The organism is Caulobacter sp. 17J65-9, from assembly GCF_010975005.1.
Taxonomy (GTDB): domain Bacteria; phylum Pseudomonadota; class Alphaproteobacteria; order Caulobacterales; family Caulobacteraceae; genus 17J80-11.
In genome coordinates this window covers 1-14,251 of record NZ_JAAIVC010000094.1, presented here as the reverse complement: position 1 = coordinate 14,251, position 14,251 = coordinate 1, and the positions used below count along the sequence as shown (strand labels likewise).

At 72.7% G+C, this 14,251-nt stretch carries 13 protein-coding genes; all 13 read left to right on the top strand.

The window, feature by feature from the left end; all coding sequences use genetic code 11:
• Positions 1–870: tetratricopeptide repeat protein (locus tag G3573_RS13860; protein WP_163261833.1), on the top strand; the 870-nt coding region annotated here is incomplete at its 5' end.
• A 75-nt stretch (positions 871–945) separates the two neighbouring features.
• Complete coding sequence (gene ccmE, locus G3573_RS13855) at positions 946–1,428, top strand: cytochrome c maturation protein CcmE (RefSeq protein ID WP_163261832.1); 483 nt, start codon at positions 946–948, stop codon at positions 1,426–1,428.
• Positions 1,425–3,419 carry a heme lyase CcmF/NrfE family subunit gene (locus tag G3573_RS13850; RefSeq protein WP_163261831.1) on the top strand — a complete coding sequence of 665 codons (1,995 nt, stop codon included), beginning with the start codon at positions 1,425–1,427 and terminating at the stop codon, positions 3,417–3,419. Before ccmE ends, G3573_RS13850 begins: the two co-directional genes overlap by 4 nt.
• Positions 3,416–3,922 carry a cytochrome c-type biogenesis protein gene (locus G3573_RS13845; protein WP_163261830.1) on the top strand — a complete coding sequence of 169 codons (507 nt, stop codon included), beginning with the start codon at positions 3,416–3,418 and terminating at the stop codon, positions 3,920–3,922. The genes G3573_RS13850 and G3573_RS13845 overlap by 4 nt, the downstream gene beginning before the upstream one ends.
• A 124-nt stretch (positions 3,923–4,046) precedes the next feature.
• Positions 4,047–5,612, top strand: coding sequence for a Do family serine endopeptidase (locus tag G3573_RS13840; RefSeq protein ID WP_163261829.1), 1,566 nt, complete (start codon positions 4,047–4,049; stop codon positions 5,610–5,612).
• A 49-nt stretch (positions 5,613–5,661) separates the two neighbouring features.
• The gene (locus G3573_RS13835; protein ID WP_163261828.1) at positions 5,662–6,333 is read left to right on the top strand and encodes a response regulator transcription factor; all 672 of its coding nucleotides are present in this window, start codon (positions 5,662–5,664) and stop codon (positions 6,331–6,333) included.
• Between the two features lie 202 nt (positions 6,334–6,535).
• Positions 6,536–7,945 (top strand): ATP-binding protein, encoded by a 1,410-nt coding sequence (locus G3573_RS13830; RefSeq protein ID WP_163261827.1) that lies wholly within the window; start codon positions 6,536–6,538, stop codon positions 7,943–7,945.
• Between the two features lie 73 nt (positions 7,946–8,018).
• Positions 8,019–9,248, top strand: coding sequence for a glycosyltransferase family 4 protein (locus G3573_RS13825; RefSeq protein ID WP_163261826.1), 1,230 nt, complete (start codon positions 8,019–8,021; stop codon positions 9,246–9,248).
• A 10-nt stretch (positions 9,249–9,258) separates the two neighbouring features.
• Complete coding sequence (locus G3573_RS13820; RefSeq protein ID WP_163261825.1) at positions 9,259–12,201, top strand: bifunctional [glutamine synthetase] adenylyltransferase/[glutamine synthetase]-adenylyl-L-tyrosine phosphorylase; 2,943 nt, start codon at positions 9,259–9,261, stop codon at positions 12,199–12,201.
• A 39-nt stretch (positions 12,202–12,240) separates the two neighbouring features.
• Positions 12,241–12,789, top strand: coding sequence for an EF-hand domain-containing protein (locus G3573_RS13815; protein ID WP_163261824.1), 549 nt, complete (start codon positions 12,241–12,243; stop codon positions 12,787–12,789).
• 26 nt (positions 12,790–12,815) lie between these two features.
• Positions 12,816–13,388, top strand: a complete 573-nt coding sequence (locus G3573_RS13810) for an RNA polymerase sigma factor (protein ID WP_163261834.1) — start codon at positions 12,816–12,818, stop codon at positions 13,386–13,388.
• Between the two features lie 19 nt (positions 13,389–13,407).
• Complete coding sequence (locus G3573_RS13805) at positions 13,408–13,824, top strand: hypothetical protein (RefSeq protein WP_163261822.1); 417 nt, start codon at positions 13,408–13,410, stop codon at positions 13,822–13,824.
• On the top strand, positions 13,821–14,251 hold a 431-nt coding region (locus tag G3573_RS13800; RefSeq protein WP_163261823.1), incomplete at its 3' end, for a periplasmic heavy metal sensor. The genes G3573_RS13805 and G3573_RS13800, both read left to right, overlap by 4 nt.

The window sequence follows — 14,251 nt, the reverse complement described above, 5'->3', positions numbered from 1 at the left end:
GCAGAGGATCGCGCGGGGACGCCGGAGCACGCGGGCGACCCGCGCCGCGACCGCCTGGTCGCGACCGGCGCGGCGCTGGCCGCCGTCGCCGGGGCGCTGGGCCTGTATCTCGCGGTCGGCTCGCCCGGCATTCCCGACCAGCCCTTCGCGGCGCGGCTGAAGGCCTGGCGCGCGTCCGATCCGGCCTCCCTCGGCGCACCGCAGATGGCGGCGGTGCTGAACGACCTGGTCAAGGAACGCCCGAACGATCCGCAGCTTTGGATCTTCCTCGGCCGCGCCCAGGCCGCCGCCGGCGATCCGCTGGCCGCCGCGCGCGCTCTGGAGCAGGCGGTGCGCCTGCAGCCCGAACAGTCCGATACCTGGGCGGCGCTCGGTGAAGCCTTCGTGCAGCTGAACGAGGGCGAGGTCGGAAACGACGCGCGGCGCGCCTTCGACCAGGCGCTGAAGATCGATCCGGCCTCGCCGACCGCGCGCTACTTCCTGGGTCGCGCCGAGATCGACGCCGGCCGCCGCGACCAGGGCCTGGCCATGTGGCGGGCGCTCGCCGCCTCCCTGCCGGCCGACGATCCGCGCCGCAGCGCCCTGAAAGGCGAGATCGCGCGCGTCGAAGCCGGCCCGAGCGCCGCGGCCCAGGCTGTCGCCGAAGCCGCCCCGGAGGACCAGGCCCAGATGATCCGCGGCATGGTCGAGGGCCTCGCCGCCCGTCTGCAAGCCCAGCCGAACGATCCCGAGGGCTGGGCGCGCCTGATCCGCGCCTACGGCGTGCTGGGCGACGCCGACGCCCAGGCCAAGGCCCTGGCCGGCGCCCGCAAGCAGTTCGCCGACCGCCCGGCGGTGCTGGCCGAGATCGAGGCGGCGGCGCGGAAATGACGCGCCGTCGTTCTTTCGCCTCCGCGGACCCGCAGACTATGTTCCCGCACGAATTCGAATAGCCCGTCGCACAGCATGGCCCTCCTGCCCAAGTCTCCCAAGGCGCGCCGACGCCTCTACGTGGTCGCCGCGATCGCCCCGGTGCTGGCCATGGCGGTGGGCCTGTCGCTCTACGCCATGCGCGACGCGGTGGTGTTCTTCTACGGCCCGTCCCAGGCCCAGGCCCAGCACGTCCCGCCTGGCCGGGTGGTGCGCCTGGGCGGCCTGGTCGAGCAGGGCAGCGTGGTGCGCCACGGCGACGTCGTCACCTTCGCCGTCACCGACAAGGTCGCGACCACGCGCGTGACCTATCGCGGCGACCTGCCGGATCTGTTCCGCGAAGGGCAGGGGGTGGTGGCCCAGGGCGCCTTCGACGCGTCCGGCGCCTTCACCGCCACCCAGGTGCTGGCCAAGCACGACGAGACCTACATGCCGCGCGAAGTGGCCGACGCCCTGAAGGCCAACGGCGAATGGCGGGGCGAGGGCGCGCCGAAGACCGCCTACGCAGGCGCCCGATGATCGCAGAACTCGGCGCCTTCGCGCTTCTTCTCGCCCTCTGTCTGTCCGCCGCCCAGGCCGGCCTGTCGGCGGCCGGGCGCGGGCTGAACAGCCCGCTGCTGCGCGGCGCCGGCGAGGGCGCGGCCGCCGCCGCCTTCGGCGCCGTGGCGATCGCCTTCGCGGCCCTGACCGTGGCCTTCGTCACCTCGGACTTCTCGGTCGCCAACGTCGCGGCCAACTCGCACACCGACAAGCCGCTGCTCTACAAGGTGGCCGGCGTCTGGGGCAGCCACGAGGGCTCGCTCCTGCTGTGGTGCCTGTGCCTGACCGGCTTCGGCGCGGCGGTGGCCCTGCTGGGCCGCGGCCTGCCGGCCGGCCTCAAGGCCCTGACCGTCGCCAGCCAGGGCGCGCTGGGCGTGCTGTTCCTGGGCTTCGCGGTCTTCGCCTCCAACCCGTTCCTGCGCCTGGACCCCGCGCCCCTGCAGGGCCGCTCGCTGAACCCGCTGCTGCAGGACCCGGCGCTCGCCTTCCACCCGCCCTTCCTCTACGGCGGCTATGTCGGCTTCTCGATCGTCTTCTCGTTTGCGGTCGCCGCCCTGATCGAGGGCCGGGTCGACGCGGCCTGGGCGCGCTGGGTGCGGCCCTGGACGCTGGCCGCCTGGAGCCTGCTGACCGTCGGCATCGCGCTGGGCGCCTTCTGGGCCTACTACGAGCTGGGCTGGGGCGGCTGGTGGTTCTGGGATCCGGTCGAGAACGCCAGCTTCATGCCCTGGCTGGTCGGCGCGGCCCTGCTGCACTCGGCCATCGTCACCGAGAAGCGCGGGGCGCTGCCGGGCTGGACGGTGTTCCTGGCGCTCGCCGCCTTCACCTTCTCCATGCTGGGCGCCTTCCTGGTGCGCTCGGGCGTGCTGACCTCGGTGCACGCCTTCGCCGTCGACCCGGCTCGCGGCGTTCTGCTGCTGGGCATTCTGGGGATCGCGGCCGGCGCGGGCTTCGCCCTGTTCGCCTGGCGCGCGCCCAGCTTCGCGCCGGGCGGGGTGTTCGCTCCGGTCAGCCGCGAATCCACCCTCGTCCTGAACAACGTCTTCCTGTCGGCGGCGACCGCCACGGTGCTGCTCGGCACCCTCTATCCGCTGATCGTCGAGGCCGTGCGCGGCGACGCGGTGTCGGTCGGCGCGCCGTACTTCAACCTGACCTTCGTGCCGCTGCTCGCCGCCGCCCTGCTGATCCTGCCGGCCGGCCCGCTGCTGGCCTGGAAGCGCGGCGACCTGAAGGGCGTGCTGCAGCGCCTGTGGGCCGCCGCCGGCCTCGCCGTCCTGGCGTCGGTCGCCGCCTACGCCCTCTACGATCCGAAGAAGGCCTTCGCCGCCCTGGGCGTGGGGCTCGGCGTCTGGCTGATCGCCGGCGCCCTGGTCGAGGTGGGCGAGCGGGCCAAGCTGGGCCGCGTCCCCGGGGCGGAAGCCTGGCGGCGTCTGAAGGGCCTGCCGCGCGGCGCCTGGGGCATGACCCTGGCCCACGTCGGTCTCGGCGTCTTCGTGCTGGGCGCCTGCACCGAGACCGCCTGGAAGGTCGAGGCGGCCGAAACCCTGGCGCTGGGTCAGACCATGCGCGTGGGCGCCTACGAGCTGAAGCTGGAGCAGGCCAGCTCCGTCGACGGCCCGAACTACCTGGCCGAACGCGGCGTGCTGGTCGCCACCAAGGGCGGCCGCGAGGTGTGCCGGCCCGAGCCCGAGCGCCGCTTCTATCCGGCCAGCCGCCAGACCACCTCGGAAGTGGCGCTGTGCTTCCGCGGCCTGAGCGATCTCTACGTCGTGCTGGGCGAGCGCCGGGCCACCGAGGCGGGCGAGCCGGCCTGGCTGGTGCGGGCCTACTGGAATCCGTGGGCGCGGCTGATCTTCCTCGGGCCGCTGCTGATGGCGATCGGCGGCGCGATCTCGCTCAGCGACCGGCGCCTGCGCCTGGCCGCCGCCCGCAAGGCCGCCCCCGCCGCCAAGGTCGAGGCCGCCGCATGAAGCCCCATCTCGCCGTCCTGACCCGCGCCCTCGCAACCGCCGCCGCCCTGCTGTGCCTGGCCGCCGCCTCGGATCCGTCCGAGCGGCTGAAGGACCCGGCCCAGGAGGCGCGCGCCCGCGCCCTGTTCCAGGAAATCCGCTGCGTGGTCTGCCAGAACGAGTCGATCGACGACTCGGACGCCGACCTGGCCGGCGACCTGCGCCGCATGGTCCGCGAGGAGGTCGCCGCCGGGCGCACCGACGCGCAGATCCGCACCGGCCTGGTCGACCGCTACGGCGAGTTCGTGCTGCTGAAGCCGCGCTTCTCCTGGACCAACGCCGCGCTGTGGACGGCGCCTTTTCTGGTGGTGATCCTCGGGGGCGTAGCCCTCCTGGTGGCTACCCGCCGTTCGCGTCAGGTCCAGCCGGCCGAGCTGACCCCGGAAGAAGAGGCGCGTCTGGCGCGACTTACCGACAACACCGTTCCCCCGGTCGACGAAATTACGTCGAAAGGACGCCCGTAGACTGACAGAAGGGTAACTTGAGGTTGGCGCGCAGCCGGGCCATGCCACTATATCTGTGACGAAGCGTTCACACCGGCGGGAGCCGGGGGCTTATCAGTCCGCAAAGCGAAACGGCGCGAGCATGATGCTGAAAGACAAACGGTTCATCGTAGGCGCGGTGATGGGGGTAGGTCTGGCCGGCGCCGTGGGCGTTGGTGTCGGACTGAGCATGCCGCGCGCCGAGGCCCAGACCTCGAAGGCCGAGCTGGTCCGCACCGCCGCGGCCGGGCCGGTCGTTTTCGCGCCCCCGCCGGGCGCGCCGCTGTCTTTCGCCGACATCATCGAACGCGTGTCGCCGGCCGTCGTGTCGATCGACGTGAAGACCCACGTCAGCGCCGACTCGCTGCGCCGCATCCCGGGCTTCGAGAACTTCCCGTTCGAAGGGCCTCAGGCCCCGGGCCAGGGCGGTCAGGGCGGCCAGGGCGGCCAGGGCGGTGAAGCCCCAGAACTGCCTGAGCAGTATGGCTCGGGCTCCGGCTTCCTGATCTCGCCGGACGGCTACATCGTCACCAACAACCACGTGGTTGAGAACGCCGAGGAGATCACGGTCAAGCTGCAGGACGACCGTGAGCTGAAGGCCACCGTCGTCGGCCGCGACGAGGGCACCGACCTCGCCGTCATCAAGATCGAGGGCAAGAACTATCCGTACGTCCAGTTCGAGCTGCAGGCCAAGCCGCGGGTCGGCGACTGGGTGATCGCGGTGGGCAACCCGCTCCAGCTGGGCCACACGGCCACCGCCGGCATCGTCTCGGCCTACGGCCGCGACATCGGCGAGCAGTACGTCGACTACATCCAGATCGACGCGCCCATCAACCGGGGCAACTCGGGCGGCCCGACCTTCGACATCTACGGCCGCGTCATCGGCGTGAACACGGCGATCTACTCGCCGACCGGCTATTCGGTGGGCATCGGCTTCGCCATCCCCGCCGACGTCGCCGACACGGTGACCAAGCAGCTGATCGCCAACGGCAAGATCGAGCGCGGCTACATCGGCGTGACCATCGGCGACCTGACCAAGGACATCGCCGAGAGCCTGAACATGGCTGGCACCAAGGGCGCCTACATCACCGAAACCGTGCCGGGCGGCCCGTCCGACCGCGCCGGCCTGAAGCCGGGCGACATCGTCCTGCGCATGAACGGCCAGGCGATCTCCAGCTCGACCGACCTGACCCGTCAGGTGGGCCGCGTGAAGGCCGGCGAAGTGATCCACCTCGACGTGCTGCGCGGCGGCAAGCCCCAGACCATCAACATCCGTTCGGGCACGCGTCCGTCGGAAGCTGAACTGGCGCGGCTGAACAGCAACCAGGAAGAAGGCGGCCAGGCCGCGCCGGGCGCCCAGGGCGTCGTGGGCACGGCCGTGCTGGGCATGAACGTGGCCCCGCTCGACGCCGCCAACCGCAAGCGCTTCAGCATCGACAACTCGGTCAACGGCGTGGTCGTGACGGCCAACCCGGCGCCGCGATCGGACGCGGCCAAGAAGGGCTTGAAGGCCGGCGACGTGATCGTGCTGGCCGACAACCGGCCGGTGACCAGCGTGCAGGAATTGCAGTCGATCGTCACGTCGCTGAAGGCCGCCAAGCGGCCGAGCGTGCTGCTGCTGGTCAACCGCGACCGGCGCAACGTGCCGGTGCCGATTGATCTGAAGGACTGATAGTGGAGCGGGCCCCGGGTCGGGGCCCGCTCGTCGTTTCGGGGGCGAAATGCGCGTACTGATCGTCGAGGACGATACCGAGGCTGCGGGCGTCATGGTCCGCGGGCTGACCGAGGCCGGGCTGCAGTGCGCCCACGCCGCCGACGGGGCCGAGGGCCTGCTGGCCGCCCGCGCGGGCGACTACGACGTCTATGTCGTCGACCGCATGATGCCGCGGCTGGACGGCCTGGCCATGGTCGAGACCCTGCGCAAGGACGGCGACCAGACGCCGGTGCTGTTCCTGTCGGCGCTGGGCGAGATCGAGGACCGGGTGACGGGCCTGAAGGCCGGCGGCGACGACTATCTGGTCAAGCCGTACGCCTTCGCCGAGCTGGTGGCCCGGGTCGAGGCGCTGGCCCGCCGGCGCGAGACCGGCTCGGTGCAGACCGTGCTGAAGGTCGGCGACCTGGAGATGGACCTGATCGGGCGCCGGGTGACCCGCGCCGGCCAGGAGATCGACCTGCAGCCGCGCGAATTCCAGCTGCTGGAGTTCCTGATGCGCCACGCCGGCCAGTCGGTGACCCGCACCATGCTGCTGGAGAAGGTCTGGGAGTACCACTTCGACCCCCAGACCAACGTCATCGACGTGCACATCTCGCGGCTGCGCTCGAAGATCGACAAGGGCTTCGACCGCGCCATGCTGCAGACCGTCCGCGGCGCGGGATATCGCCTGGAGGCGTGATGTTGGTGGTCGGCGTCTCTTCTCCTCCCCTGCGAAGCGGGGGAGGGGGACCATGCGAAGCATGGTGGAGGGGGCGATCCGTCTCGCTACGATCGACCAGCATGTCGGCGAAAACTCTCGGTGAGGTCTGCGCGTGGGGCTCGCCCCCACCACCGCGCTACGCGCGGTCCCCCTCCCCCGTGAACGGGGGAGGAGAGGGCTGATGCGTCTGCCTTCCATCTTCCGGCGCACGCCCTTCCGGCTGACGCTCCTGTTCCTGGCGTTGTTCGCGACGACGTCCAGCGCGCTCCTGGCCTACATCTACGTCGCCACCGCGGCGGAGGCCCGGCGGCGCGCCGATCAGGACGTGCGCCGCGAGCTGGCGGTGCTGGAGTCGGTCTACAGCCAGCGCGGCAAGGATGCGCTCAACGCCGCCCTGGTCGAGCGCACCCTGCGCGGCGGCCCCTACCTGTTCCTGATGATGGACAGCGAGCGCCGCGCCGTCACCGGCAACATTTCCGAGAGCCCGATCGAGGACGCCCAGGGGCCCGAGACCTGGGCCAGCTTCCGCATCAGCGACGCCGACCAGCGCGGTCGCGTGGTGCGCCGCTCGGCCCGCGGGGTCGAGGTGGCCCTGGCCGGCGGCGAGCGCCTGTTCGTGGGCGAGGACATCGGCGACACCGAGGCCCACCTGGCGCGCGTGACCCAGGCCCTGTGGGGCGCGGGCGCGCTGGTCGTGCTGCTGGGGCTGGGCGGCGGCCTGCTGATCAGCCGCAATGTCGAGCGCCACATGGCCGGCCTGAACCGCGTGGTCTCCGCGGTGGAGGAGGGCGACATGCACGCCCGCGCCACCCTCAGGGGCAGCAAGGACGAGTTCGACGAACTGGCCGGCGGCATCAACCACATGCTCGACCGGCTGGAGCAGTCCATGGCCGGCCTGCGCCACGCCGGCGACGCCGTGGCCCACGACCTGCGCTCGCCCCTGACCCGCATGCGCGCCAAGCTGGAGGTCGCCCTGATCGAGGTCGAGGCCGGCAAGGGCGACCCGCGCGCGGCGCTGGAGACCGCGCTGGACGAGGCCGACGGCCTGCTGAAGACCTTCAACACCGTGCTGGCCATCGCCCGCCTGCAGGCCGCCGGCCAGGCCCCCGACCCGGTGGTGTTCGACGCCGCCGAACTGGCCGCCGACATGGCCGAGCTCTACGAGCCGGCCTCCGAGGACAAGGGCCTGCAATTCCAGGCGGAGGTCCACGCCAACCTGCCGGTCCGGGGCAACCGCGCCTTCGTGGCCCAGGCCCTGGCCAACGTCATCGACAACGCCATCAAGTACACGCCCGAGGGCGGCGCGGTGATGCTGCGCGCGCGGCGCCGTTCGTCCGGCGAGGTGGAGTTCTCAGTCACCGACACCGGCCCCGGCGTGCCTGATGAGGACCGCCTGCGGGTGGTGCAGCGCTTCGTGCGCCTGGAGAACAGCCGCTCCGAGCCGGGCTCGGGCCTCGGCCTGTCGCTGGTCGCCGCCGTCGCCGAGGCGCACGGCGGTCGCCTGGAGCTCGACGAGGGTCCGGGCAAGGTCGGCGAAATGGGCCCCGGCCTGCGCGTCGCCCTGGTCTTCCCCCCGGCGCCGATCGCCTGATTTCACCTCGCCGCGCAACCCGGCGCGCCCTTCCCCGGTTTATGGCGCAGCTTGTAGCGGGCCGGGGAGCGCGATGGCCGAACTGTGTCTTGAGGATGTGACGCCAGCGCCGGCGATCGGCGCGGCCGGCCCGCGGGTGCTGTTCTTCGTCCACAACGTCGCTGAGAGCACGGTGCGCAAGCGCGTCCTGGCCTTCCGCCAGCACGGCGCGGAAGTGGCCACCGCGGGCTTCCGCCGGCTGACCACCGATCCGGATTTCGAGCCCGACTGGCCGCACACCGAGTTCGGGGTCACCCGCGACCGGGCCTTCGTGCGCCGGGCGACCCAGCTGGCGACCGCGGTCGCCAGCCTGTTCTTCAAGCGCCGCGAGATCGCCGAGGCCGAGGCGATCTACGCCCGCAACCTGGACATGGCCCTGCTGGCGGTCGCGGCGTCGGGGCTGTCAGGGCGACGCGCGCCCTTCGTCTACGAGGTGCTGGACGTCCACCGCATGCTCGCCTCGGACAAGCCGCTGTCCTTCATCGGACGCGCGGTCGAGCGGCTGGTGCTCAAGCGCGCCGACCTGCTGGTGGTCAGCTCGCCCGCCTTCGTGGACCGCTATTTCACCGCCCGGCAGAAGTGGCTGGGCCGCACTGTCCTGCTCGAGAACAAGGTGCGCGACACCCCGCTGCGCCCGCCCCGGCCGATCCGCCGGCCGACGCCGCCGGGCGCACGGCCGAAGTGGACCATCGGCTGGTTCGGCGCGCTGCGCGACCAGACCAGCCTGGAGCTGCTGACCCGGCTGGCCGACCGCCTGGGCGACCAGGTCGAGATCTACATCCGCGGCTACCTCGCCGGCGTCTCGCCCGAGGCGTTCGAGGCCGCTCAGCGCCGGCCCAACGTCGTGTTCGGCGGGCCGTACCGCAATCCCGAGGATCTGGCGGAGATCTACGGCCGGGTCCATTTCGCCTGGGCCGTGGACCTGTTCGACGGCGGGCTGAACTCGGACTGGCTGCTGTCCAACCGTCTCTACGAGGGCGGCCTGTACGGCGTGCCGGCGCTGGGCGCGGCCGGCACCGAGGTGTCGCGCAAGGTGGCGGACCTGGGCCTGGGCTGGAGCTTCCCCGCGCCCTACGACGAGGCGGTGGCGGCCTTCCTCGCCACCCTGCACGCCGACGTCTGGGCGGCCAAGGCGCGCCACATCCTCAGCCTGCCGGAAAGCGCCTTCGTCGACCTCGGGGACACCCGCGCCCTGGTCCAGACCGTGCGCGAACTGGCCCGCCCGCGCGAAATCCGTTTCGGGGCGGCGGAGGTCCTGTCGTAGTCATGGGCGCATGCAGACCAGCCCGCTCGTCGACCGCCTTCGTCCCTGCGGCCCCATAGCCGACTCGGCCGCCGCCGAGCGCGTGCGCGAGGTGCTGGCCGACTCGGCCGACGCGGCCGGCTGGAGCGACCTGCTGGCCGCCGCCTGGCCGGCCCTGGCCCCGGTGTTCGGCTCTTCGCCCTACCTGGCCAGCCTGGCGCGCCGCTCGCCGGACCGCCTGCGCACCATCCTGGAGACCGATCCCGACACGCGCCTTGAGGAGCTGCTGGCGGCCACCGACGCCGCCGCCGGCGGCGTCGCCACGCCCGACGAACTGAAGCACCGGCTGCGCGTGCTGAAGGGCGACGCCCACCTGCTGACAGCGCTGTCGGACCTGGGCGGGGTCTGGGACCTGGACCAGGTCACCGGCGCCATCACCCGCTTCGCCGACGCCACCGTCCGCTCGGCCCTGGACGGCATCGCCCGCGAAGCCCGCCAGCGCGGCCGCCTGCTGGGCGAGCCCTCGGCCGAGCACGGGCCCATCCCCGGCCTGTTCGGCCTGGCCATGGGCAAGCACGGCGCCTTCGAGCTGAACTACTCCAGCGACATCGACATCTCGCTGTTCTTCGATCCCGAGGTGCTGCCGGTCAGCGACGCGGTCGAGCCCCAGGCCTTCGTCAACCGCGTGGCCCAGGCGCTGACCAACCTGCTCTCGGAGCGCACCGCCGAGGGCTACGTCTTCCGCGTCGACCTGCGCCTGCGCCCCGATCCGTCGACCACCCCGCCGGTGGTCCGCGTGCCCGCGGCGCTGGTCTACTACGAGACCGTCGGCCAGAACTGGGAGCGCGCGGCCTTCATCAAGGCCCGGCCCTGCGTCGGCGACCTGCCGGCCGCCCAGGCCTTCCTCGACGAGCTGCGGCCTTACGTGTGGCGGCGCAGCCTGGACTTCGCGGCGGTGGCCGACATCCATTCGATCAAGCGCCAGATCCACGTCTGGAAGGCCGACGAGCGCTTGGAGGCGGCCGGCGCCAACCTGAAGCTCGGGGCCGGCGGCATCCGCGAGATCGAGTTCTTCGTCCAGACCCAGCAGCTGATCCTGGGCGGGCGCGACCCGTCGCTGCGCTCCTCGCGTACGCTGGACGCCCTGGAAGCCCTGCGCCGGGCCGGCCACGTGACCACCGGGGCGACGCGCGACCTGACCAAGGCCTACGAGCGTCTGCGCGCCCTGGAGCACCGGGTGCAGATGCTCGAGGACGAGCAGACCCACACCCTGCCCGATGACGCCGAGGCGCGCGCGCGGGTCGCGGCTCTGGCCGGGGAGGGGGACCTGGGCGCCTTCGACGCTTCGGTCGCGACCACGCTGAAGACGGTGAACCGCCGCTACGGCGAGCTGTTCGCGGAAGAGGAGCAGCTGTCCTCGCGCTTCGGCAGCCTGGTGTTCACCGGCGTCGAGGACGACCCGTCGACGCTGGAGACCCTGGCGCGGATGGGTTTCTCCAACCCGGCCCAGGTGTCTTCGACCATCCGGTCCTGGCACCACGGCACCATTCCCGCGACCCGAACCGCGCGCGGGCGCGAGCTGTTCACCCGGCTGGCGCCGCGCCTGCTGGAGGCGGCCCAGGCCAGCGACGCGCCCGACGACGCCTTCAACCGGTTCGCCGCCTTCTTCTCGGGCCTCAGCGCCGGGGTGCAGACCCAGTCGCTGCTGCTGGCCCAGCCGGCCCTGTTCGGCCTGATCGTCGAGGTGATGGCCTCGGCGCCGCGGCTGGCCTCGACGCTGGCCCGTAGGCCCGCGGCGCTGGACGCCATCCTCGACCAGACCTTCTTCGCGCCGCTGGACGAGGACAGCGGCGTCTGCCGCGAGATCGTGCGCGAGGGCTCCGAGGCGCCCAGCTTCGAGGCGGCCATGGACGCGGTGCGCCGCACCCACCGCGAGCAGGCCTTCCGCATCGGCCTCCAGGTGCTGTCCGGCACCGCCGGCGCGGAGGAGGCGGGGCGCGGCTTCGCCGACCTGGCCGACGCCTGCGTGCAGGGTCTGGCCCGCGCCGCCCTGACCGAGACCACGCGGGTCGGCGGCGCGCTGCCCGACAGCGAGGTCGCCGTGGTGGCGCTGGGCAAGTTCGGCTCGCGCGAGATGACCGCCCAGTCGGACCTCGACCTGATGACTGTCTACGCCGCCGCCGATCCGGCCGCGGCGTCCGAGGGCAGGGGGTGGTCGGCCGACACCTTCTTCGGCCGCTTCACACAGCGGCTGATCGCGGCGCTGTCGGCCCCGACCGCCGAGGGCGGGCTCTACGCCATCGACATGCAGCTGCGTCCCTCCGGCGCGGCCGGTCCGGTGGCGGTCAGCCTGCCGGCGATGGAGGACTACTACGCCCGCGAGGCCCACACCTGGGAGCACCTGGCGCTGACGCGTGCGCGGGTGGCCTGGGCCAGTTCGCCCCAGTTCGGCGCGCGGGTGGCCGACGCGATCGAGGCGGCGCTGCGCCGTCCGCGCGACCGGGCCGGCGCCGCCCGCGACGTGGCCGACATGCGCGCCCTGATGGAGCGCGAACGGCCGGCCCGCGGCTTCTGGGACCTGAAGCTGTCGCCGGGCGGCACGGTCGACGCCGAATTCCTCGCCCAGTTCCTGCAGATCGCCGGCGCGGCCGAGGGCGGCCCCCTGCGCGCCGGCACGCTGGACGCCCTGGAGGCCCTGAAGACGGCCGGGGCGGCCGACGCCATCACGCTGGACCGCGTGGCCTCGGGCTGGCGGCTGCACCAGAACATCGACCAGCTGCTCAAGGCGGCCCTGGACGAGCGCGGCGACCCCGACGGCGAGCCCGCGCCGTTCAAGCGCAGGCTGGCCCGCGCGGGAGGCGCGCGCGACTTCGACCTGTTGAAACGCAAGCTTTCGATCGTGCGCCAGGAGACCCGCGCCGCTTTCGAGCGGATCCTTTCGACGGAAATGCGCGCCGCCCCCGTTGAAGATTGAAACCGGCACGTAATCAGCCGGCTTCACGGGAGAGTCTCTATGACGAAAGCGATGCTTCTGGGCGCCGGCGCGGCGCTGCTGCTCGTGGGCGCGGCGGCCGCGCAGGACGCGCAGGGACCGCGTGGCCGCATGGGCGACACCAACGGCGACGGCAAGATCAGCCAGGCCGAAATGGTGCAGGCCGAGCGCGCGCGCTTCGCCCGCCTGGACGCCAACCATGACGGCAAGGTCACCAAGGACGAGCTCGAGGCGCTGGAGACCCGCTTCATGGACGAGCGCTTCGCGCGTCTCGACACCGACAAGAACGGCCAGATCAGCAAGGAAGAGTTCGCGGCCGCGCACGACCAGCGCGGCGGCCGCTGGGCCGGTCGCCGCGGTGGCGGCGGCATGGGCGACGGGCACATGGGCGGCATGCTGGGCCGGCTCGACACCAACGGCGACGGCGTGGTCACCCAGGCCGAGGCCGACGCCAAGGTTCAGGCCCGCTTCGCGGCCATGGACACCAACAAGGACGGCTTCGTGACGAGCGACGAGCGTCCGGGCAAGATGGGACGGCACGGCCGTGGACCGGGCGGTGGCGAACACTGATCCCCGCGTCGGCACGGACCGGAGCGCTGGAGGCGAGCGGCAGGTTGGCGCGCGAGGGCACGGACCCGGACGAGGACGTCGTCAGACGCGTGGCCCGCGGCGATCAGGCCGCGGTCCAGGCTCTGGTCGCGCGCAAGCTGCCCCGCATGCTGTCGCTCGCCCGGCGCATGCTGGGCGATCCGGCCGAGGCCGAGGACGTGGCCCAGGAGGTGTTCCTGCGCGTGTGGAAGCACGCGCCCTCCTGGAAGCCCGGCAAGGCGCGCTTCGACACCTGGATGCACCGGGTGGCGCTGAACCTCTGCTACGACCGGCTGCGCTCCAAGCGGGAGCATCCGGTGGCCGAGCCGCCGGAGCGCCCCGACCCGTCTCCGGGCGCGGAGCGGGGGCTGGAGGCCGCCCAGCTGGGCGCGCGGGTGGAGCGGGCCTTGCAGGCCCTGCCGGAGCGGCAGCGCGAGGCGATCGTGCTGTGCCACTACCAGGAACTGTCGAACATCGAGGCGGCGGCGCTGCTGGGAATCAGCGTCGAAGCCCTGGAGAGTTTGCTGTCGCGGGGCCGTCGGGCCTTGCGCGCGGCGCTCGCCGACGTGGCGAGGTCTTGAGGTGAGGACGTCGAGTGTGATGGACGCGCAGCGTTTCGAGAACCTGACGGCCGCCTACGGCGCCGATCCCGCGCGCTGGCCCGACGCCGAGCGGGAGGCCGCCCTGGCCTTTCAGCGCGAGCACCGGGCCCAGGCCGAGCGCCTGCTGTTCGAGGCGCGGATGATCGACGCGGCCCTGGCGGAAGCCCCGTCCCAGGTCGCGACCGCGGATCTGCGCGAACGCGTACTGGCCTCCGCGCCGCGCGCGAACATGAAACGTGAGCGTCGACGCCACTTCATGCCGGCGTGGCTGCCGGGCGCGGGCCTGGCCGCCGCCTGCGCGGTGGGCGTGCTGGCGGGCTCGATGGCGGTGGAGCGTGTGGCCGCGCCGGCCCAGGCCGACCAGCTGGTCGCCGAGGCCGCGCCCACGATGGATGAGTTGGAGGTCGCGGGATGACGTCCCGAGGTTTGAAGATCGCGTTCGGCGTCTCCCTGGCGCTCAACCTGTTCCTGATCGGGGTCGGGCTGGGCGGCGGGGCCATCGCCTGGAAGCACTGGAAGGATCGCCCGGGCGCCGGACCGCCGCTGTTCGAGGCCGCCCGCTCCCTGCCCGAGAGCGAGCAGAAGGCCCTGCGCCAGTCGATGCGCGCGGTGGCGATGAAGGCGCGGCCGGACTTCGAGCAGGCCCGTACGGCTCGCCGCGAGGCGGTCCGCATCGCCGCCGCCCCGACCTTTGATCGCGCCGCCGTGGCGGCCCAGCTGGACCGCTCTCGCGAGGCCGAGATCCGCGGCCGGGTGGTGATGGAGCAGGGCGTGCTCGACGTCATGGCCGGGCTGAGCCCGAAGGACCGCGCCGCCCTGGCGCCGGCCCTGCTGCGCAAGGG

Coding starts and splice junctions, on each gene's coding strand:
- ccmE (WP_163261832.1), top strand. CDS start 946: ATGGCCCTCCTGCCCAAGTCTCCCAAGGCGCGCCGACGCCTCTACGTG.
- G3573_RS13850 (WP_163261831.1), top strand. CDS start 1,425: ATGATCGCAGAACTCGGCGCCTTCGCGCTTCTTCTCGCCCTCTGTCTG.
- G3573_RS13845 (WP_163261830.1), top strand. CDS start 3,416: ATGAAGCCCCATCTCGCCGTCCTGACCCGCGCCCTCGCAACCGCCGCC.
- G3573_RS13840 (WP_163261829.1), top strand. CDS start 4,047: ATGCTGAAAGACAAACGGTTCATCGTAGGCGCGGTGATGGGGGTAGGT.
- G3573_RS13835 (WP_163261828.1), top strand. CDS start 5,662: ATGCGCGTACTGATCGTCGAGGACGATACCGAGGCTGCGGGCGTCATG.
- G3573_RS13830 (WP_163261827.1), top strand. CDS start 6,536: ATGCGTCTGCCTTCCATCTTCCGGCGCACGCCCTTCCGGCTGACGCTC.
- G3573_RS13825 (WP_163261826.1), top strand. CDS start 8,019: ATGGCCGAACTGTGTCTTGAGGATGTGACGCCAGCGCCGGCGATCGGC.
- G3573_RS13820 (WP_163261825.1), top strand. CDS start 9,259: ATGCAGACCAGCCCGCTCGTCGACCGCCTTCGTCCCTGCGGCCCCATA.
- G3573_RS13815 (WP_163261824.1), top strand. CDS start 12,241: ATGACGAAAGCGATGCTTCTGGGCGCCGGCGCGGCGCTGCTGCTCGTG.
- G3573_RS13805 (WP_163261822.1), top strand. CDS start 13,408: ATGGACGCGCAGCGTTTCGAGAACCTGACGGCCGCCTACGGCGCCGAT.